Origin of the sequence: Sedimenticola selenatireducens (assembly GCF_007625115.1) — a bacterium.
GTDB classification, from domain to species: Bacteria; Pseudomonadota; Gammaproteobacteria; order Chromatiales; family Chromatiaceae; genus Sedimenticola; species Sedimenticola selenatireducens_A.
This window is the reverse complement of sequence record NZ_VMNH01000023.1, coordinates 39513-59482: the sequence shown is the minus strand read 5'-3', so window position 1 is coordinate 59482 and position 19970 is coordinate 39513. Positions and strand designations below refer to the sequence as shown.

Below are 19970 nucleotides of genomic sequence, written 5' to 3'. Positions count from 1 at the left end.
TCGGAATGATTAACGCCGGCATGCTGCCGGCGTTTTTATTTTAAAGCTGATGCTCCCATGCCTCTTGTCTTGGATCTTTAATGAGCGTGTAAATAAAGTGCTTTGCTTGCTTTAAATGATGGCTTGATTTCTGACTGAGTGGCATGCCGAGATCAAACTGATACCCTGGAATTTTCAGGAGATAGGCCGGAGCCGAGGGTTGTTTGAAGACGGTCTCAAAGATACTCAACAAGGTAGCTGGAGTTAAGCTGTGGCTTGTGTAACTGTGGTCCTGCTCAGGCGTGAGCCTGGAGAATTCAAAAGGCGGTTTTGCAGACAGGGATGCATCGATAAAGAGTAATAAATTTCTCTCTTCAAGATCGGTGACATGCTCGATCTGCAACTGAAAGTCAGTAATTAGTTCATAATCTGATGGGCTATGGATTGCCCGCTCTTCCTGTTCTAGCTCTTCAATCAGCAGAGGCCCAACGGCATCATCACCCCGGGATGGATTGCCGTAGCCAATTATTACGATCGGTGGTCTGTTCACCGTTTCAGTTCACCCTGAGTATCCTTGATCAGTCGGTCAACAATCTGGCCATCGGGTTGTTGCAGTTCAATCACCAACGGCATCTTGCCCAGGGCATGGGTAGCGCAGGAGAGGCAGGGGTCATAGGCGCGTATCGCGACCTCGATATGGTTAAGCATGCCCTCGGTAATCTCCTGGCCATTGAATAGATCCGCCGCTACCGTTCTGACCGACTCATTCATCGCCCGGTTATTGTGGGTGGTTGAGACGATCAGGTTGGCCCGGCTGACCAGCCCGTCATCATCAATTTCATAATCATGTATCAGGGTTCCCCGGGGTGCTTCAATGACACCGATACCCCGTTGGCGCATTTCACCACTCAACTTTAGATCAGTGCCAAGCAGATCAGGGTCATCCAGTAGCTGTTCAATCTTTTCGGCGCAGTGTAGTAGTTCGATCATCCGTGCCCAGTGGTAGGCGAGGGTGGATTGAACCAGGCCCTGATTATTCAGTGAGCGGAACTCTATCCTGCCGGCTTCAGCCAAGGGGGTATCGATGGTGTCACAGTTATTGATGCGGGCCAGTGGTCCAACCCGATAACTGCCCTTCTCTGGTCCGAGGTGTTGCAGATAGGGGAACTTCATATAACTCCAGGATTTGACCTCTTCACGTATGTGCTGGTCATACTCCCGGTAGTCGATCTTATCCATCATGCGACTGCCATCGCTGGCTGTAACTCGCAACCCACCATGATAGAGCTCCAGCGCACCATCATCCTGGCAGAGACTCATCATGTGCGTATCGATTCGGGCAAACTGTTGATTTGTTTCCAGCGCCTCCATGAAGAGCTTCCTGGCCAGCTCCAGTGCGCCCTGCCCCCAAGTGATTATCTGATGGATATCCTGCTGCAGATAATCACGCTCACTGCTGTCCAGTGCCTTGTTCACGCCACCAGGTATGGCGCAGGTGCCATGTATGCGTTTGCCTGCGGTAACTCGAATGACCTCCTGACCAAACTTGCGCAGCAACACGCCCTGTTTTGCCAGATCAGGATGAGCATTGATCAAACCGACGATGTTGCGTTGACTGATCTCACTGTCAAAACCAAACAGCAGGTCTGGTGAAGAGAGGTGAAAAAAGTGCAGGGCGTGAGACTGAAGCATCTGACCGTAATGCATCAGACGGCGGACTTTCTCGGCTGTTGGCGTGAGTTGTTCAACGCCCACTAGCTGATCAATCGCCTTGCCCGCCGCCAGATGGTGACTGACCGGGCAGATGCCGCAGAGTCGTTGAACCAGTACCGGCAGTTCCCAGTAGGGACGACCCTGGATAAACTTCTCAAAGCCGCGAAACTCGACAATATGCAGGCGCGCCTGCTGGATACGGTTTTCATCATCCAGCAGAAGCGTCACCTTGCCATGGCCCTCAACCCGGGTCAGTGGCTCGATGGCGATGCGGCGCAGTTTTTCCGGCTGCGCTGCGGTCTCCAGCTGTTCGATAGTTACAGGTCTTTGCTCAATCATAGTGAATCTGCTGATAGGCGAACTGAATGGGTCTGCCGGAGAGCAGTTCATCCAGGAACGTGAAAATGGTGTCGGCGGAGGGTGGGCAACCGGGCAGGAAGTAGTCAATCCATACCACTTCATGGATTGGGTGCACCTGATTCAGCAACAGGGGGAGTTCAGGGTCATTGGGGATCTGTGGGTTATCGATCCCGGTACCATGAAGATAGGCCTCTTCCAGACACTCGGCCAGAGAGTATTGATTCCGCATGGCGGGAACGCCCCCATTGATGGCGCAGGCTCCGACGGCCACCAGAATCTTGCACTGGCGTCGAAAGGCCTTCAATATCTCGACGTTCTCGGCGTTACAGACGCCGCCTTCAATCAGCCCCAGATCGCATGGGCCCACTTTTTTAATATCCGTCAGCGGTGATCGGTCGAATTGAATATGCCCAACCAGATCGATAAGTCTTTCATCAATATCCAATAGCGACATGTGACAGCCGAAGCAACCAGCCAGTGAGGCAGTGGCAACCTTGATCGGACTACTCATCCGCTACCTCCTGATGTTTTGCAACATCACCGACCTGGCTGATGGGGGCTTGATCATAGAGTCGTTGGCCAATCGGTATGTTATACCCCTTATGTTTGGGCAGGATGGCACCTACCGGGCAGACCCGCGCGGCTTTGTCGCTGCTGTTAAAGGCAGAATCGGCCAGCTTACCGCTGGGTGAGTCGATGGTGAGATGGGCTTGTATGCCACGACCGCTGATGTTGAAGACCGCTTTTTTATCACTGTCACGACTGGCCCTGACGCAGAGTTCGCACAAGATACAGCGATTGAAATCGATAATGGTATCCGGATGAGAGGCATCTATGGACCGCTTGGGATAGAAGTGGACAAACTCCGGGGCCAGCATGCCACAGTGATAGGCCACGGCCTGTAGCTGGCAGGCGCCACTTTTTTCACAACCTGGGCAGGTGTGATTTCCTTCAACAAACAGCAGTTTCAGCAGCAGGCGTCGTTGCGTCACCAGCTCATGGGTTTCATTTTCGACCACGATGCCTTCGCCGGCAGGAGTCGTGCAGGCGGCGACACTGCGACCATTGATTAAGACGGTACAGAGCCGGCAACTCCCATGAGGTTTGAATTCAGGATTGTGGCAGAGATGAGGAATATAGATGCCGGCCGTCAGTGCCGCATCCATAATCGTTTGTCCGTTGCTAAATGGTACTGTGATGCCATCTATCTCGAACGAATTTGTCATACGCCACCCCCTTCCAGATGTGCATCAGGGTCGTCTCGCCCGGTCAGTAGACGGGCCTCCTCCAGAGAGGCGTCAAGATCGAAGGCTGGTTCAAAACTCGTGGCACGGAGTCGAGACTGAAATAGGCTGGGAAATTTACCCAGACCATCCAGTATTGGATTGGCTGCAGTCTGTCCCAGGCCGCAATGACTGGTCTTCTGCATAAGGCTACCGAGGATACTCATCTCATCCAGATCCTTAGCCGTGGCGTGCCCCACCATCACTTTACTCAGTTGTTTGGCCAATAGTGAACTACCTACGCGACAAGGGGTGCAGAAACCACAGCTTTCATGACGGAAAAAGTGGGTGAAATTTTCGATAGCCCGTAACAATTCTCGATTCTGGTTGAAGATCATAAAAGAGCCGCCAGTTGAAATATCTTCAAAGGCGATGGTGCGGTTAAACTCTGTAGCTGGAATCATGCGTCCTGCCGCGCCACCAATTTGTACCGCCAAGGTTTGCTGGGCACCACATGCATGGAGGATGTCACGGATTGATGTGCCAAATGGGAACTCATAAATACCGGGGCGTTCGCAATCGCCCGAGATGCTGAGCAGTTTAGTGCCGGGTGAGGCAGGGGTTCCAACTTGTCGAAACCACTCTGGACCACGCTGTGCAATCATTGCCGCATTGCAGAAGGTTTCAACATTGTTGACGACGGTAGGAAATCCGCAATAGCCCTGTGTCACTGGAAAGGGTGGGCGGGAGCGGGGAATGCCTCGCTTACCTTCCAGGGATTCTATGAGTGCCGACTCTTCACCGCAGATATAGGCACCTGCACCGAGATGGATCTTAATATCAAAATTGAAATTGGCTTGTCCCAGTATGGACTGTCCCAGCAGCCCTGCCTTTCGGCGTTGTTCCAAGATTTCATTCAATGGCTGCAGTAGGTAACGGTATTCCCCCCGAAGATAAATAAAGCCTGTACTTGAACCGATAACAGCGGCGCAGAGGGTCATGCCTTCAATCAGACGGTCTGTATGCGCTTGGAGCAGATAACGATCCTTGAAGGTGCCTGGTTCGCCTTCATCCGCGTTGCAGACGACAAATCGTTTTTCTGCATCAGCGGCGGCACAGAAGCGCCACTTCGATGCAGTGCTAAAGCCAGCGCCCCCACATCCGCGGAGTCCTGATTGTTCAAGTTGATTGAGCAGGCTGGTGGGTCCGTTTTTGAGTCCGGCAGCGATGGCGGCACCTGGGATGTATTCGCTGTTCAGGATAATATCTTTGCGTCGCGTTTTGCTAGACACCTCAAACAATGATCTAGGCCATTGATCAAGAGGTGTGCTGGCGTCTACTCGTTGAATAATCTGGTTAATGCGTTCGGTAGTTAGAGCGGTAAGCGTATAGCCATTAATCAGTGCTGCGGGTCCCTGATCGCCCATGCCGATGCAAGAGGTATAGTTCAGGCTGACACGTTTATCTGCCCGGGTTGTGCCTATCTCAATCCCCAATCCCTTTGCTAACAACTCTGCCAGTAGCCGGCTTCCCTGCATCTGGTCGGTGATGTTGTCACTGATGAAAATTTCATATTCACCTTGGTGAGTGGTGTGCAGAAAGCTATAAAACTCAATAACACCGACAATATGGGACTGACTTAGGCTTAATTGTCGTGAAAGTCGTTCTATTTCAGTCCAGGGAATATGGTGATACGTCTGCTGCAGCTCAATTAATCGCTGTAGCAGTTCATGCGCGCTTCCGTCTCCCGTGCTTGTCATGTGAGTGGTACTTTGTGGTGCATCATCTGCAATCATTATAGCGTCCGTTGATTTCCGTGATATGACAGGACAGGCTTCCAGCTGCCACGACCCTCAATATACCGCATAATTTGTTTTGACAATTAGGCGTGGATCAATAAGGAAAGTTTTTTCCATTGCTGCCGATATATTTATCATCTAGAAGATGGGTAAGCGTAGGAATAGTATGCCGAAGATAGGCCGGTTTGAAGTAAAAGAGAAGTTGGGTGCCGGTAATCAAGGTACGGTTTACCGCTGTATTGATTCCGAATTACACCGGTCAGTAGCGATAAAACTACTTGATCGCCAGATGTCGGGCGTCTCCAATAGTGTTGATAGCCTACTTAGCGAGGCCCGGGCTATCAGTCAGATTCAACACCCCAATATCGTATCCCTTTTTGATGTAGGCCACGATAAAAAGCGTCCCTATCTGGTTTTTGAATATGTTAAAGGGGAATTACTCTCTGATCGAATGAAGCGTAATAAACTGACGCTTCAGGAGTCATTGGATATCTTGGTGGGTATCTTGTCTGGTATTGACCAGGTACACCGCAAAGGAATTGTGCACCGTGATCTGAAGCCGGCCAACATCATCTTGAATGGCGAGGGTACGCCAAAGATTATGGATTTCGGTATTGCAAGGATTATTACCGGTACCTCTAACCCCGATGTCGAACTAACAGGTACGCCACGTTATATGGCACCTGAATATATTGTCGAAGGGAAGGTAAGTCCCCAGGCGGACGTCTTTGCTTTGGGGGCGATTTTTTATGAACTGTTAACCGGAAGAGTGGCATTCGATGCACCCGATCAACAGACGCTGCTAAAACATATTCGCGACAGTGCGGTAGTTAACCCCTCGGAGTTGAATTCAGAAATTGGTCAGCCACTGGATGCCATAGTGCAGAAAGCGCTTGAGAAAGAGCCTGATCAGCGATTTTCCAATGCCGGAGAAATGCTGGTTGCCATTAGCGAGTATCGCAAGAGTGATGATGAGAACACGGGCCTGGCGACCAAAGGTACAGTTGATTTTTTGTTACGAAGAATGCAGCACAAGAGTGATTTTCCTGTGCTCTCTGAATCTATTCGTACCCTCAATCGATTGACTGCATCCAATGATAAAGGGATGGATCAGCTTGCCAGTATTATCATTCGTGATTTTGCCCTCGCCAGCAAGATCCTGAAGGTGGTCAATTCAGCTTACTATAGCCATTTTGCTGGCCGCATCGGGACCATATCCCGAGCCATTGTTGTACTCGGAATTCAAACCATTCGATCCATTGCTGCGTCACTGATCTTCTTTGAGCATCTGCATAACAAGACACAGGTCGTTAAACTAAAAAATGAAATCGCCGCCGCGATTTTTAGCGCCACACTGGCGCGCCAGGCTGCAGAAGATGCGGAGTTGGAGCATGTAGAGGAGGGGTTTCTGTGTGGCATGTTGCATACCCTCGGAAAGATTCTGGTGACCTATTACCTGAATGATGAGAGTGAAGAGATTCTGCGCTTGGTCAAGATGGAGTCGATTCCTCAGGCGAAGGCCGAGCAGCGGGTGCTCGGGATGTCATTTCAGGATGTGGGCGTGGCTATTGCAGAGCAGTGGAATTTTCCATCAACCATAACTCATGGCATGGTAAAAGTTGACCCAGCTTCACCCGGCGAACTGAAAAAGAGTGACGTTAAATTGCGTCTGATTGCAAATTTTGCTAACGAGGCTACCCGTATTATTGGTGAATCAAGTGATGGTGGTGAACCCCAGATAAGGCAGCTGATTAAACGCTATAGACGGGGTTTGGCCATCAGTGAGAAACGCTTTGAAAAAATGGTAGAGGAGGCGCGGCGTGAGTTTGTTGAGTTGAGTGGGAGCCTCGGCTCTCATGCAAGCAATAATCCTTTTATGGAGCGATTATCTCGGCCATCCAAGCCGGATACGTCACATGTGGCTAAAGGAAAGAGTGTCAAGCACGACATCACAACAACACTCGCGCTTGAGCAGGCCGCCAATCTCCCCCCCTCTGAATCACTGATTACAGAGGCCGCACCGGATGATCCGGCAATTAATGCAGAGATTGTTCTAACAGAGGGATTGCAGGAAGTGACCGGGATGCTGTTGGATGACGAAACCAATGTTGTGCAGATTTTTAATGTTGTCCTTGAGACAATTTATCGCGCCCTGGCATTTCGGCGTGTTGTTCTCTGTCTGCAGGATCGTGCGACCAATCAGATGAAGGGCAAGCTTGGCTTCGGTGCCGATATCGACAATTTTTTACCCCGCTTTAATTTCCCAAAACAGTACAGTGCCGATGTATTTCATGCAGCGTTGAAGAATGGCGTTGACCTGGCAATCTCCAATGCCCACGATGAAAAAATTCAAGCCGATCTGCCTGAGTGGTATAAACAGATTTCAAATGCTGGGTCGTTTCTGATATTCCCCTTGGTAATCAAGCAGCGTCCGCTGGGTTTGATCTATGCCGATCACTCTCAACCAAACGGAGTTGTGTTGACTGCCAAACAACTGAACCTCATCAAAACCCTCAGAAATCAGGTGATTCTTGCGTTCAGGGCACGAATGTGAAAATGTTGTCATCACTCTGGTTGAGGCTGAAGTAGGAAAAGGCAGCATGTTGGAATATATCTTTTTTGATGAGCGTCCGTGGCGGTTATTCATAGACTACTTAATAGAAAAAGGGCTTCAGCCACTCTCGGCTCAGGAGGATCAGGGATTTATGGTCCGTTTACCGGAAGAGACTGATGATGCGCTCATGGATGACATCGAAGCTTACTATGATGAAATGCTGGATATGAACGAGGCGCTGTTCATCGAGCAGGCTGACCCGTCAGAGCATCAGCACGCTGCAGGTGTAAGCGTCAATCTGAGTGATGGAAAGGTTGTTCAGGCGATGGTGGATCCCACGCTTTTGAATCGTATCCTTGTTGTACTCAGTACCGATGAATTAGGCCAGTTTATCAATTCAATTGTGGATGCCGTTGAGAATCCTGATGAGCGTTCTGTCTGCAGGCGTCTGTAGGCCAATCTTAGAATGCGAAAAGCCTGATTATCGTTCCCACGCGGGAGCGTGGGAACGAGCGCACAAACCGGATAATTATAAGGGCGTGTGTTAAAGACTATTTCTTAGCCTCCTGTAACTTCTCCAAACGTGCCTCTTCGGCCGCCTCCTGTTTGCGTTCTTGCTTTTTCTGTTCAACCAGTTCGATATATTGCTTGGGGGTGAGGGTCGCCGCCCGCTCTGGTGCCTCCTTGGGCGCATAATAGGCATAAATGACCACGCCAATCAGAACGGCCACTATCAGCAGAAACGGTTTTTGTTCCATATGCTCTGTCCAGTATCAGTGCTTCACTTCAGAATACACCAATCAGCTCATTACCGCAGGGTAATGATGGGCCAACCCCGCTGTCCTGCTGTTTGGATTAAGATCTCATCGGGATCAACGGCGACCGGTTTATCTACAAGCTCAAGCAGTGGCAGGTCATTATGCGAGTCACTGTAGAAGCTGCTGTTAGACAGATCTTGTTGATGTGCCGCTAACCAGCTGTTTAGTCGTGATACCTTGCCTTCACGGAAGCTGGGTATGCCTGCGACCTCGCCCGTATAGCGACCATCGATCATCTCCGGGTCGGTGGCAATCAGATGCTCAATTCCCAGGGCTGAGGCGATAGGTGCGGTAACGAAGGCATTGGTAGCGGTAATAATCATCAGGGTATCCCCCGCCTTCCTGTGCTTCTCAACCAAAGCCCTTGCGGCGGGTAGCAAGATGGGTGCGATCTTTTTCTGCATGAATTCATGGTGCCATTCCTGCAGTTGTTCAATCGGGTGTTGGCTTAATGGTTTGAGCGAGAAACGGAGAAATTCATAGATATCCAGCTGCCCTGCTTTGTACTCCTGATAGAAACGGTTGTTCTCTTTTTCATACCACGCCGCATCAACGATGCCTTTCTCAGCGAGAAACACACCCCAGAGGTAGTCCGAGTCCCCATTGAGTAGGGTATTGTCGAGATCAAATATAGCTAATGGCAAAGCAGTTTCTCCTGGTTGAATCAAGCGGCCATTTTAACTCAGAAACGGGTGTGGAGTGTAATGTCAGGGCCACTCCTGGTGGACTGTAGCGAATGCCAATATTAAGGCTATATTACAAGTGGTTGCCGGGATATGGTTACTTGTGGAACAATCAAGCCAGTTTATAGATTCTTAAATAGGTTTTCTTTTGATTGATTCAGAAGGGTATAGACCTAACGTTGGTATCATACTTTGCAATCATCAGCGGCAGCTTTTCTGGGGGAGACGTATAGGGCAGGATGCCTGGCAGTTCCCTCAAGGCGGTATAAACGAAGGAGAGTCGCCTGAACAGGCGATGTACCGTGAATTAGAAGAAGAGGTGGGACTCAAGCAACACCAGGTAGAAATGGTGGGTGTAACGTCCGATTGGCTCAGATATCGCTTGCCAAAACGATTTTTGAGACATCACTGCAAGCCGTTATGCATTGGCCAGAAACAGATCTGGTATCTGCTTCGGGTGTTATGTGAGGAGACAGATTTCTGTCTTGACCATGCCCCGAAGCCAGAATTTGATAGCTGGCGTTGGGTAAAATATTGGCATCCGCTGCGTGAGGTGGTCTATTTCAAACGCAAGGTCTATGTACAGGCGCTTGAAGAGTTGGCGCCGCTGTTGTTCCCTGACGGTGCACCTAATAGGACACAGGCCAATTATCTGCGTCAGAACAGGCGCTAGCGGCTAGTGCTGGAGACACTTCATCGTATTGTCCAGGAGGTCAATGCCGCTCCCGATTTGGGTGAGGCACTACGGCTGATTGTGCAGCGGGTAAAGCAGGCGATCAGTGCTGACGTATGTTCTGTCTATTTGACCGATTTTGATCGGCGAGAGCACATCCTGCTTGCCACAGAGGGTCTGAATCCGGATGCCGTGGGTAAGGTTAGCTTACCTATGCATCGCGGTCTGGTGGGTCTGGTCTGTGAACGTGCAGAACCCGTGAATCTGGATGATGCCACTTCACATCCCCGTTATCTGTTTATCCATGCAACCGGCGAAACCCAGTATCGGGGATTTCTGGGTGTGCCGATTATCCAGAATCGTAAGGTGCTAGGCGTACTGGTTGTTCGCCAAGTAGAGCCCCGTAAATTTGACGATGATGAAGTTACCTTCCTGTTTACGCTTGCGGCTCAGTTAGCGGGTGCCATCACTTACGCCAGAGCCAGTGGTGAACTCAATCAGATCCAGCATACCCGCAGTCCCCTAAACCGTTATCTCAGTGGTCAGCCGAGTGCGCCGGGTGTGACTACCGGGCAGGCGGTTGTGGCCTATCAGCTTGCGGACCTGGATGCCGTACCTGATCGTACAACGGATGACCCTGGGGCTGAGATTACCGCCTTGAAAGAGGCAGTGGCCCTGACGCAACAGGAGTTGAAAAGCCTCAAGTTGCGTCTCTCTGCCGAATTGCCGGTTGAAGAGCAGGCGCTGTTTGATGCCCTGTTGTTGATGCTCGGTAGCGATACCCTGATCAGCCAGACAGTTGAACGTATTGAGCAGGGGCAGTGGGCACAGGGCGCCCTTCATCACACCATTGAAGCGCATGCCCGGGTCTTTGATAACATGGATGATGTCTATCTGCGCGAACGGGCCTCTGATATTCGGGACCTGGGTCGGCGTATTCTGATGCATCTTCAGCTGGATAAGCCCAGGGAGATTCTTTATCCGGATAAGACGATCCTGGTGGGTGAAGATATCAGTGCCGTGCAATTGGCCGAGGTGCCGATTGAGCGGCTGACCGGTATCGTCTCTGCCATGGGTTCCAGTTCATCCCACGTGGCGATTCTGGCCCGTGCTATGGGTATCCCGGCGGTAATGGGTGTGACCGATCTGCCGGTAGGACGTCTGGAGGGCCTGGATGTCATTATCGATGGCTATCGTGGGCGCGTCTATGTGACTCCCGATCCATCGGTCAGGGATGAGTATGCGCGTCTCGCCAAAGAAGAGACCGAGATAGCGGTAGAACTTGAGGCCATGAAAGGCCTTAAGGCTGAAACAACCGATGGCACCGCTATCCCACTGTATCTGAATACCGGTCTGATATCGGATGTCATGACGCTTGGGTTGGAGGAGTCTGAAGGGGTCGGTCTGCATCGAACAGAATTGCTCTATATTACCCGTGACCGTTTTCCTGGTGAAGATGTTCAGGTGGAGAGTTATCGGCAGTTATTGAGCTCATTCAATCCTCGTCCGGTCATCTTGCGCACCCTCGATATTGGTGGTGACAAGCCGCTTCCCTATTTTCCGTTTTCTGAGTCGAATCCCTTTCTGGGGTGGCGCGGTGTGAGAATCTCTCTGGATCATCCTGAGATCTTTTTGACCCAGATTCGCGCGATGATACGGGCTGATATAGGGTTGAATAATCTGCAGATCATGTTGCCGATGGTCAGTATGGTGTCTGAGGTTGATGAGCTGCAGATGTTGATTCAGCGTGCCTACGATGAGTTGATTGAAGAGGAGTATGAGGTATCAATGCCCCCGGTAGGGGTCATGATCGAGGTGCCTGCGGCGGTTTATCAGATTGATGAGATTGCCCGGCGGGTCGATTTTCTCTCCGTCGGTACTAACGATCTGACTCAGTACTTGTTGGCCGTTGACCGGAACAATCCACGGGTTGCGGATATCTTTGATGATATGCACCCGGCCGTGCTGCGTGCGATTAGCCAGATTGTTGAGGGTGCGGCACTCTATCGCCGCCCGGTCAGTGTCTGCGGCGAATTGGCGGGAAATCCTCTGGCGGCCATCCTGTTGCTCGGTATGGGGGTCGATAGTCTCAGCATGAGTGCGGGAAGTCTGCTCAAGATTAAGTGGGTTATTCGCAGTTTCAGTCGGGCACGGGCAAAAAGCCTGCTACAGGCCGCCCTGCGTATGACCGATGCCCGACAGGTGCGTGGTCTGATGGAGAAGGCGCTCGATGATATGGGTCTGGGTGGTTTGATACGCCCCGGTAAATAGGCTTCTGCCTAACGATACTGGCGCAGATACCACCACTCAAATAGACGCTTCAACCAATGGAATAGCCGCATCTGTGGCAGTGCGATGTTATAGCCGGGTGTTCGGGCGACCAGGCTGCCGCGGCTCTGACTGTCAACAATGCAAAACAGCTCGACCTTGAATGTATGGGTCGGCTGTTTGCCATCCAGTTCTGCCAGCAGGTTGGCTGCAGCTGCTTCGGCCTGAAGGTCTGCCATATGAGCTTGTTTTGGCATCCATTCCGGGCCGGGATAGCTGCCTGAATCACCCGCGACGTAGACCTGGGTCATGCCTTCGACCCGACAGCGCTTATCGGCTTTGATCAGGCCTCCTTCTGAGCGGGGTAGTTCGGTATTATCAAACCACTGATTGCCCGTCATGCCCGGCATAAAGAGGATCAGGTCTGCATCAAACTCTCCACCTTCGGTGATCACCTTGGTCTCGGTGAACTGTTTCATCTTATGACCCAGATGGGTTTCGATGCCGCGTTTTTTCATCTCACCCAGTAGGCCTTTTACGGCCTTTGGCCCGAGCCTTTTTCCAGGCTCAGCGGCGGGAGTGAAGAAGATGAGTTTGAATTTTTCACGGCGCCCTTCCCGGCGGAGTTGCTGGTCGATACCAAACAGAAACTCAAACATGGGTCCCCCGCGCATCGCGGATGGCTCTTTGGGGTTTCCGGAAAAGCCCACAGCAATGGTGCCGCCGGTCATGGCTTTCAGTCGGTCACGGATCTTTATCGCCGCCGGGATGCCCTCGCAGGGGGTGATCGCGTGTTCGATACCGGGGAGCTTCTTGATGAAGCGGCCACCAGAACAGATAATCAGGCCATCATTCTCAATATCTCCCTGGTCGGTCACCAGAATCCGACCATCCTGTTTCAATCCAATGGCTGAGCCTTGAAAGTACTTAACATTTTGTCGGTGGAAAAAATTGCTCAGATTGATCTGCAGATCTTCCGGTTTTCTCAGACCAGAAGGAATCCAGATAGTGCCGGGTAGGTAGGAGAATTCGGGCGCTGGTGCCACCAGGGTGATTTCCAGTGCTGGATCAGCGGCGCGCAGTTTTTGAACGGCTGTCAGTGCCGCAAAACCAGCACCGACAAGGGTGATTCTCTTCATGCCTTATACCTCGAATATATTATCTTGTGTCTAGCGCTTTTGGCGCATTATATCTTTTTTTGCCTGATCATTTCCCCTGTATCGAAAGGGATACATTGGGGGCATCTGTCAGGGTGATAAGTTTAGTCATGCGATAGGCGGTTGATTTCATTGGTGCCGGCTCCATATAGTGTGGGTAAGCTTAATCACACAAATCACCTCTTCAAGATCGGTTGGCCGTTTGAATGTCGCTCAAAACAATACCCGGATATATTTAACTAATGAATGCACTCGCCATCTCTGATCTGCGAAAGGTCTACAAGAACGGATTTGAAGCCCTCAAGGGGATTGATATCAATGTCGCGGAGGGTGATTTTTTTGCCCTGCTTGGGCCTAATGGCGCCGGAAAATCGACCGCCATAGGTATCATCAGCTCGCTAGTAAATAAAACATCCGGTCAGGTCGAGGTGTTTGGCCATGACCTGGATAAGGACCCTGAGGCGGTCAAGTCCTGTATTGGTCTGGTGCCACAAGAGTTCAATTTCAACATGTGGGAACGGATTGGCGAGATTGTCGTCAATCAGGCCGGTTTTTACGGGATTCCGCGAAAAGAGGCCTGGCGAAGGGCCGAAGCGAGCCTGAAACAACTGGATTTGTGGGACAAGCGCAATCAGATGTCCAGAACCCTGTCGGGCGGTATGAAACGTCGGCTGATGATTGCCCGTGCCTTGGTGCATCGACCCAAGCTTTTGATATTGGATGAGCCGACTGCGGGCGTGGATATTGAGATACGTCGCTCCATGTGGGCGTTTATGAGTGAACTGAATGCGCAGGGGACCACCATCATTCTCACCACCCATTATTTGGAAGAGGCCGAGAGCCTTTGTCGAAATATCGCCATTATCAATCAGGGACGGATTGTTGAGAATACGCGGATGGATCAATTGTTACGTCAGCTGCATACCGAGACCTTTGTGCTGAACTTGCGTGATCCTTTGGCTGATCTTCCCGGTCTTGATGGTTTTCAACTCAAGCGACTGGATGAGCAGCGCATAGAGGTGGCGATTAATAGTGATCAGAGTATTAATCACCTGTTTGAACAACTCACCAATAAAGGGGTAGGTATTACGTCAATGCGTAACAAGCAGAATCGTCTTGAACAGCTGTTTATAAATATGCTCGAGAATTCACGCAATGGAGCGGCACAATGACCCGCTATAGCCGCTATTGGACGGCCTTCCTCACTATATTTACCAAAGAGTTATTACGCTTTACCCGGATCTGGTTGCAAACAATATTACCGCCTGCCATTACCACTACGCTCTATTACATCATCTTCGGCAATCTGATAGGTTCCCGGATAGGTGAGATGGATGGTTTCAGTTATATCGATTTTATTGTCCCGGGTCTGATACTGATGGCGGTGATTACCAACTCATACTCCAATGTGGTCTCCTCTTTCTTCAGCAGTAAATACCAGCATCATGTGGAGGAGTTGATTATCTCTCCCGTGCCTAACTGGATCATTCTTGCGGGCTATGTTGCCGGAGGGGTCTCACGTGGGGTATTGGTCGGGGTAACGGTTACAGCTGTTTCGTTATTCTTCACTGATATTCAAGTACAAAGTTATGGCTGGACCCTGATGGTATTTGTATTGACCGCAATACTTTTTTCACTGGCGGGTTTTATCAATGCTGTTTATGCCAATAGTTTTGATGACATTACTATCGTTCCGACCTTTATTTTGACGCCACTCACCTATCTGGGCGGGGTGTTTTACTCAATCAACATGCTGCCTGAATTCTGGCAGCAAGTGTCTCTGGCTAATCCAATCCTCTACATGGTTAATGCCTTTCGCTATGGATTGCTCGGGGTGTCGGATATATCAATGGTCGCGGCATTAGGGATTGTGGTGTTGTTTATACTTGCGCTTACAACCTTTAGCCTGATGTTGCTCAGTCGGGGTATTGGCATCAAGACCTGAGGTTCATCGGCGGGGGATGTCCAGTGGGATATCCCGTGCGATTGTCTCAAGTCGATCCATTACCCTCTGGACATCAGGGTAGTTTTTATTCAGTACGAGATAGACGTCCAGCTGCGAGAGTATATGGTCTTGCACACCCTCAATGGGATTGTCGGCTAAGACCTCCGCAGAGGGGCCCGTGTAATCGAGCAGGTATTCGGCACGCTTGTGTGCCAGCATCGCGAAGGCGCTCTGATGATTTGGGGCGTTGAAGCGTTCGATTTTGTTCTCTTTGTTTCGTATGAATCGCCCCAGTGTGCCGTAGCTATAACCAAGAATGGTGATGACTCGTTTACCCTTTAAGTCATCCATGCTTTGAATGGGTGCTGCATTATTGAGTCTATAGACCCGCAACTCTGTACGGGTGACGGGTGCCTGGCTAAAGATGCAGCACTCTTTTAAGGAGTTTGCGCGAACCAGTATGGCGAAGTTTGAAATGCCATTTTTTAGATTACTAAAGAGTCTTTTTGCTGGATAAGGGGCGGAGTGCCATTTCATGTTGGCCTGACTAAAGAGCGTCGCTGCAAAATCAAGTAATGGGTTCTTTAAAATGCCTTTATCATCGGTACGAATAGTCCAGACCGATTGATTTGGATAAGCATATTCAATTTCAGGTGTGGAATCATCTGCCCAACTTATAGCTGGAAAGATGAGCAATGAAATGAGTGTCATGCCATATAGGGTGTTGTTGTAGACTCTGCTGGTCATGCGAGTTTCCTGAGGTTATTTTAAACGGCAGACATGCATGGCTACATTTATTGATAATAGCTCAACCATCGGTGTGTGGACGGGCCGTTTTTAAAATCGGTAGTACCAGGCTGAATTCTACCCCCTTTCCAGATGGCAGATTGCGGGCTTCAGTATGGCCGCCGTGGAATTCACTGATTAAGCGTACGAGATAGAGGCCCAGGCCCAGATGGGGTTCTCCCTGTTTGCTCTCGCGAATGGAGACCATGGAGGCGAACAGCTCCTGCTCCATACCGGGTGGCAGTACGGGGCCCTGGTTGCGAACGGCTAGCCTGAGTAAGCTGGTGCTTTGTTCGGTGAGTATCAACTCAATGGTTGTTTCATAAAGATGAAAATCAACCGCATTACTGATCAGTTTGTCCAGTGCCTGACTGATCAAGTCGGGTGCTCCTTTGATGAACAGTTGTCGGTCGAGCCCTTTGAGATTAAAGGTGACGTTACTGAATGCCTGTCGATAGCCCTCCAGTGCCATCTCAAGCATGGCATTAAGGTCAAACGTTTCGATCTCAGTTTGTATCAATTGTTGTTCCAGACGCGTCGCTTCACGCATGCGATGCAATATCAGCCCCAATCGACTGACGCCTTCTTCTGCACGCTGTATATAGCGAGATTGGGCCTCAGGATCACTATTATCGTTCAGGTTTTCAAGAGAGGATTTGACGATCGTCAGCGGCGTTCTGAACTCATGGGCGAGTCGTGATGCCATTGCCTCCAGGTAGCGATTGTATTCAGACAGCCTATTGAGCACGCTGGAGAAGCTCCGGCTGAGATCGCCAATCTCATCTTCTGCCTGGTCTGGCTTCAGTCTTCCCTGGATGCGTCCGTCAGGCGTGACAGCGGCCTCTATGTGGCTGCTAAGATGTCGAATGCGTCGGGTCAGCAGTGTGGCAAAACCAAGAATCGCCAACCCGGTGAAGAGAAACAACATCAGCGTAATGCCGGTGATCTTCTCCAGCGCCTGGTTCTGCAGGGTTAATATCTCATTGGTGCTCTGCTCAACCAGCACTGCACCGACGACGCCATGATCTGACTCGATAGGCCAGGCCGCCGAGAGTATGACGGCCTTTTCGTCCGGTGTGTGTCGTCGACGTGTTTGAGGTTGTCCCGAGAGTGCGGCTTCGATTTCGCCACCTTTTAAGCGGGCGCTGCGACTGAACTCATCTTCAAAGTGATGACTGGGTTGGTCCAGTATGAGTCGCAGCAAGGGTTGTAGCGGTGAGGGCAACGGCATATCCTCCGCGGTTATGGCATCGTCTACTGGCTGTAGTCGCCCCCTCCTGGCCAATACCAATTGCTGCCGATTGAGCACCCAGATACGCGCATTTTCATGCTGTAGTCCGCCGATCATACGGCCTATCTCTGGATCGGGCCGGATGATACGCCCCAGCAGGGGTTGACTCCCGTCCGATACCGTTGATATGAACTTTGCCGTTTCAGGTTTAGTGGGATCATCCAGATCGGATACGCTTAGGGCGATGCGGTCACCCACGAGATACTGAGGAATTCGCAGTTCCAGCGTATAACCGTGTTCGGATGTTTGCCATTCACCCTGAATTCTATCTTCTCTGCGCACGGGGTAGGGATCATTTTTACGGGTAGGCATCTGCTGGGCAGTGACCCAACCCGGCGCCGTCGTGGCAATGCGATAATCCACTTGCTGTCCACTCGCCTGCTGAATGCTGATCCGCACAGAGTCGCCGAGATCCATTCGAGTTGCACCAGGGGGCAGGTGCAACACCCGGTCATCCTTTATCCGGATGAACAGGTAGAGATGGCTGCCGTACTCCCCAAGGATGCTTTCAAACTGCCACTCCCCCTGCTCTGGATAGCGTTCAATGTTTCCCAGGTAGGGCAGCCAGTCTTCACTATAGCCATCCAGTTGTATGGATTGAGTGAGTGGGTTGAGATAGATGAGCGGCTCGTCTGAATCATCCTTTCTATCGTTCGATGTAGTGAGGAGCGTTGGGCTGTTATGCAGTATGGCTGCGACCGCTTGTGCCGTGCCGAGTAGCATGGTTTCCTGGGTCTGACGGAGAAATCGTTCGGTCTCCTGGATGTAACGGTAGCCTGCCCATGGGATGGCCAATAATGTCAAGGATACCAACAGCAGTTTGAAACGGATGCTGCGAAAAAAACTGCGTTGATGATTCATTCTTTGCTGAGAACTGGCGCTGCCATGTTCCAGCGATAGCCTATGCCATAGACAGTTTCAATGGCGTTGAAGTGACGGTCAATCTCTTCAAACTTGCGCCGGATGCGTTTGATATGGGTGCTGATGCTGGTGGCATCCACCAGGATATTGGCAGCGTCCATCAGTTGATCGCGACTTCGGACGTGGCCGGGGTGGATGCAGAGTGCGTGGACAAACCAGAATTCGGTGAGTGTCAGGTCAATGGGTGTCTCCTCCCAAGTCACCTGAAATCGATCCAGGTCAAGCTTGAGCCCGCCGCGTTCAATGACCTGCTCTTTCTGGATCGGCTGTTTCAACGCGTCCATACGACGGAATAGGGCAGAAATGCGTGCGGCGAGATGGGCCAGGGTGATGTCTTTGGTGAGATAGTCGTCTGCACCCAATCGCAATCCTGAAACGGTATCCAGTTCGCTGTCCCTGGCGGTGAGGAAGATTATCGGTAGCGTCGTGGAGAGGGAGCGGAGCTCACGGCAGAGCTCAAATCCACCCTCCATCTCATCATTCAGGCCGATATCCAGGATGGCCAGATCAGGTAACTGCTTGCGAAAGGCGGTGATTGCCTCTGTCCGGGAGGCATAACCACTGACCTGATAGCCTTGCCGGTTCAGTAGGTCGACATAGTTTTCCCGAATAGCGGGTTCATCCTCAACAATGGCTATCTGTTTTTTCATTAGGCTTCAGGCCGGTTTGATTGCGCACACTCTACACCAAAAACCCAGGCGAAATAAAACCTTTAACATGAAATAGAACGCACAAAAACACCGGAACTGCATGCCAGCAGAGAGCGACACATCCCCCTTATTGAAAGCGTTGCTGTCCCTGGAGAGGATACTGCCGAACGGGCTGTTTTTCAGAATGGAAGAGATGGCTGAGCAGAAAGTCGACCATAGCGGATGGATTATTCAGATCGAGTACAGGGATATGGCAGGGTGTCGTAGAGAGCCGCTCATCTGTTGCGATGGCAATGATGTTCGGGTCATTCGGATAGAGCAGTGGTTTGCCGAGCGAGGGTCTGTGCAGTTCGATCTTGGGGAACTGTTCCCGCTTAAAACCCTCCACAAGCACCAAGTCGAGTGTCCGGGTATCCAGTGCCTGCAGTAGATCGCCCAACTCAGGTTCGGCTCGTTGATCTTCCCGTTCAGTAATCAGGGCGATGCAATTGCGGGATGCCACCAGCATCTGGTCAGCCCCCGCTTTACGCAGGCGATAGCTGTCTTTGGTTGGATGGTCTATCTCAAATTTGTGGTGGGCATGTTTAACCGCGCCAACACGCAATCCCTGTTCTTTGAGCAGTGGCAGCAGCTGTGCTAACAAGGTAGTTTTCCCGGTGCCACTGAATGCACTAAAACCTATGAGTGGTAACGGGAACGAGATCATGTATCAGCCTCCAGTGGCAGTAAAGGGCGTTAATTGATCCGAAGTTCTGATGATTCGGTATCAGTGCTACACCGTTGGTAAATCAAGGCAGCAATAAGAGTGCCAATTGATTGGAATGGATTTGGTTCGATTATTGCCTTCCGATTCTTTGCGTTAAATAAGAATAAAGTCGTTAAAAGGGGTGATTTGTCTGAGATTTATGGGTGAATCTGGGATGTTTTGGCGTGTAGGGTCTATTTTTTAGTCAAGTAGATGAGCCATTTCACACCAAATTGTCTCAAGGGTTTGACTGGAAATCGGGTCAAAATGTCCCATACTGGTTATATGCAGGATCAGTGTTCAGGTCAGGTGCCATGCATCAGGGCTGAATGAATGATTATTTTCGGGTAGAAATAAAGCGGCTGTCATGGTGACGCGCGCTGAAGACAATAATTGTAAATCAAC

At 50.8% G+C, this 19970-nt stretch carries 18 protein-coding genes; 6 read left to right on the top strand and 12 right to left on the bottom strand.

The features are described from left to right. Positions 1-40: 40 nt before the first annotated feature. From FHP88_RS14975 to FHP88_RS14955, 5 genes are read right to left on the bottom strand one after another with little or no spacing between them, the layout of a single operon-like run. Positions 41-529, bottom strand: coding sequence for a hydrogenase maturation protease (locus FHP88_RS14975; protein WP_144359900.1), 489 nt, complete (start codon positions 527-529; stop codon positions 41-43). Further along, entirely contained in the window at positions 526-2031 is a 1506-nt protein-coding gene (locus tag FHP88_RS14970) for a Ni/Fe hydrogenase subunit alpha (protein ID WP_144359899.1), read from the bottom strand. The genes FHP88_RS14975 and FHP88_RS14970 overlap by 4 nt, the downstream gene beginning before the upstream one ends. Then, positions 2024-2563: an NADP oxidoreductase gene (locus FHP88_RS14965; RefSeq protein ID WP_144359898.1), complete on the bottom strand. Its 540-nt coding sequence runs from the start codon at positions 2561-2563 to the stop codon at positions 2024-2026. The genes FHP88_RS14970 and FHP88_RS14965 overlap by 8 nt, the downstream gene beginning before the upstream one ends. Then, positions 2556-3278 carry a 2Fe-2S iron-sulfur cluster-binding protein gene (locus FHP88_RS14960; RefSeq protein ID WP_144359897.1) on the bottom strand — a complete coding sequence of 241 codons (723 nt, stop codon included), beginning with the start codon at positions 3276-3278 and terminating at the stop codon, positions 2556-2558. Before FHP88_RS14960 ends, FHP88_RS14965 begins: the two co-directional genes overlap by 8 nt. Then, positions 3275-5071: an NAD(P)H-dependent oxidoreductase subunit E gene (locus FHP88_RS14955; RefSeq protein WP_260843328.1), complete on the bottom strand. Its 1797-nt coding sequence runs from the start codon at positions 5069-5071 to the stop codon at positions 3275-3277. The genes FHP88_RS14960 and FHP88_RS14955 overlap by 4 nt, the downstream gene beginning before the upstream one ends. A gap of 169 nt (positions 5072-5240) precedes the next feature. On the opposite strand from FHP88_RS14955, the gene FHP88_RS14950 reads away from it, so the two are divergent. After that, positions 5241-7628 (top strand): serine/threonine protein kinase, encoded by a 2388-nt coding sequence (locus FHP88_RS14950; protein ID WP_186297745.1) that lies wholly within the window; start codon positions 5241-5243, stop codon positions 7626-7628. Between the two features lie 46 nt (positions 7629-7674). After that, entirely contained in the window at positions 7675-8082 is a 408-nt protein-coding gene (locus FHP88_RS14945; protein WP_144359895.1) for a hypothetical protein, read from the top strand. A 97-nt stretch (positions 8083-8179) separates the two neighbouring features. Here FHP88_RS14945 and FHP88_RS14940 read toward each other — a convergent pair whose 3' ends face one another. Beyond that, entirely contained in the window at positions 8180-8386 is a 207-nt protein-coding gene (locus tag FHP88_RS14940) for an aldehyde dehydrogenase (protein WP_144359894.1), read from the bottom strand. 50 nt (positions 8387-8436) lie between these two features. Next, complete coding sequence (locus FHP88_RS14935) at positions 8437-9090, bottom strand: HAD family hydrolase (protein ID WP_144359893.1); 654 nt, start codon at positions 9088-9090, stop codon at positions 8437-8439. Positions 9091-9277: 187 nt separating this feature from the next. Between FHP88_RS14935 and FHP88_RS14930 the strand changes: the two genes are divergently transcribed. Next, positions 9278-9802 carry an RNA pyrophosphohydrolase gene (locus FHP88_RS14930; protein WP_144359892.1) on the top strand — a complete coding sequence of 175 codons (525 nt, stop codon included), beginning with the start codon at positions 9278-9280 and terminating at the stop codon, positions 9800-9802. A gap of 6 nt (positions 9803-9808) precedes the next feature. Then, entirely contained in the window at positions 9809-12073 is a 2265-nt protein-coding gene (ptsP, locus tag FHP88_RS14925) for a phosphoenolpyruvate--protein phosphotransferase (protein ID WP_144359891.1), read from the top strand. 8 nt (positions 12074-12081) lie between these two features. On the opposite strand, the gene FHP88_RS14920 is transcribed toward ptsP, so the two are convergent. Beyond that, on the bottom strand, positions 12082-13209 hold the full coding sequence (locus FHP88_RS14920; protein ID WP_144359890.1) for an NAD(P)/FAD-dependent oxidoreductase: 1128 nt from the start codon (positions 13207-13209) through the stop codon (positions 12082-12084). A gap of 260 nt (positions 13210-13469) precedes the next feature. On the opposite strand from FHP88_RS14920, the gene FHP88_RS14915 reads away from it, so the two are divergent. After that, entirely contained in the window at positions 13470-14399 is a 930-nt protein-coding gene (locus FHP88_RS14915; protein ID WP_144359889.1) for an ABC transporter ATP-binding protein, read from the top strand. After that, positions 14396-15172: an ABC transporter permease gene (locus FHP88_RS14910; protein WP_144359888.1), complete on the top strand. Its 777-nt coding sequence runs from the start codon at positions 14396-14398 to the stop codon at positions 15170-15172. The genes FHP88_RS14915 and FHP88_RS14910 overlap by 4 nt, the downstream gene beginning before the upstream one ends. 3 nt (positions 15173-15175) lie before the next feature. Here the strand turns inward: FHP88_RS14910 and FHP88_RS14905 are convergent, their stop codons facing one another. The 4 genes from FHP88_RS14905 to mobB form a co-directional block, all read right to left on the bottom strand. Next, entirely contained in the window at positions 15176-15919 is a 744-nt protein-coding gene (locus FHP88_RS14905) for a substrate-binding periplasmic protein (protein WP_144359887.1), read from the bottom strand. Between the two features lie 61 nt (positions 15920-15980). Further along, the gene (gene pdsS, locus FHP88_RS14900; protein ID WP_144359886.1) at positions 15981-18110 is read right to left on the bottom strand and encodes a proteobacterial dedicated sortase system histidine kinase; all 2130 of its coding nucleotides are present in this window, start codon (positions 18108-18110) and stop codon (positions 15981-15983) included. Next, positions 18107-18820, bottom strand: a complete 714-nt coding sequence (gene pdsR / locus FHP88_RS14895; protein ID WP_144359885.1) for a proteobacterial dedicated sortase system response regulator — start codon at positions 18818-18820, stop codon at positions 18107-18109. The genes pdsS and pdsR overlap by 4 nt, the downstream gene beginning before the upstream one ends. A 127-nt stretch (positions 18821-18947) precedes the next feature. Beyond that, positions 18948-19526, bottom strand: a complete 579-nt coding sequence (gene mobB / locus FHP88_RS14890) for a molybdopterin-guanine dinucleotide biosynthesis protein B (protein WP_144359884.1) — start codon at positions 19524-19526, stop codon at positions 18948-18950. Positions 19527-19970 lie beyond the last annotated feature (444 nt).

What these genes read in the sequence shown, in the direction of transcription:
- FHP88_RS14970 (WP_144359899.1), bottom strand. Translation starts at nt 2,031, where the DNA reads ATGATTGAGCAAAGACCTGTAACTATCGAACAGCTGGAGACCGCAGCG.
- FHP88_RS14965 (WP_144359898.1), bottom strand. Translation starts at nt 2,563, where the DNA reads ATGAGTAGTCCGATCAAGGTTGCCACTGCCTCACTGGCTGGTTGCTTC.
- FHP88_RS14960 (WP_144359897.1), bottom strand. Translation starts at nt 3,278, where the DNA reads ATGACAAATTCGTTCGAGATAGATGGCATCACAGTACCATTTAGCAAC.
- FHP88_RS14955 (WP_260843328.1), bottom strand. Translation starts at nt 5,071, where the DNA reads ATGATTGCAGATGATGCACCACAAAGTACCACTCACATGACAAGCACG.
- FHP88_RS14950 (WP_186297745.1), top strand. Translation starts at nt 5,241, where the DNA reads ATGCCGAAGATAGGCCGGTTTGAAGTAAAAGAGAAGTTGGGTGCCGGT.
- FHP88_RS14945 (WP_144359895.1), top strand. Translation starts at nt 7,675, where the DNA reads ATGTTGGAATATATCTTTTTTGATGAGCGTCCGTGGCGGTTATTCATA.
- FHP88_RS14940 (WP_144359894.1), bottom strand. Translation starts at nt 8,386, where the DNA reads ATGGAACAAAAACCGTTTCTGCTGATAGTGGCCGTTCTGATTGGCGTG.
- FHP88_RS14920 (WP_144359890.1), bottom strand. Translation starts at nt 13,209, where the DNA reads ATGAAGAGAATCACCCTTGTCGGTGCTGGTTTTGCGGCACTGACAGCC.
- FHP88_RS14915 (WP_144359889.1), top strand. Translation starts at nt 13,470, where the DNA reads ATGAATGCACTCGCCATCTCTGATCTGCGAAAGGTCTACAAGAACGGA.
- FHP88_RS14910 (WP_144359888.1), top strand. Translation starts at nt 14,396, where the DNA reads ATGACCCGCTATAGCCGCTATTGGACGGCCTTCCTCACTATATTTACC.
- FHP88_RS14905 (WP_144359887.1), bottom strand. Translation starts at nt 15,919, where the DNA reads ATGACCAGCAGAGTCTACAACAACACCCTATATGGCATGACACTCATT.
- pdsS (WP_144359886.1), bottom strand. Translation starts at nt 18,110, where the DNA reads ATGAATCATCAACGCAGTTTTTTTCGCAGCATCCGTTTCAAACTGCTG.
- pdsR (WP_144359885.1), bottom strand. Translation starts at nt 18,820, where the DNA reads ATGAAAAAACAGATAGCCATTGTTGAGGATGAACCCGCTATTCGGGAA.
- mobB (WP_144359884.1), bottom strand. Translation starts at nt 19,526, where the DNA reads ATGATCTCGTTCCCGTTACCACTCATAGGTTTTAGTGCATTCAGTGGC.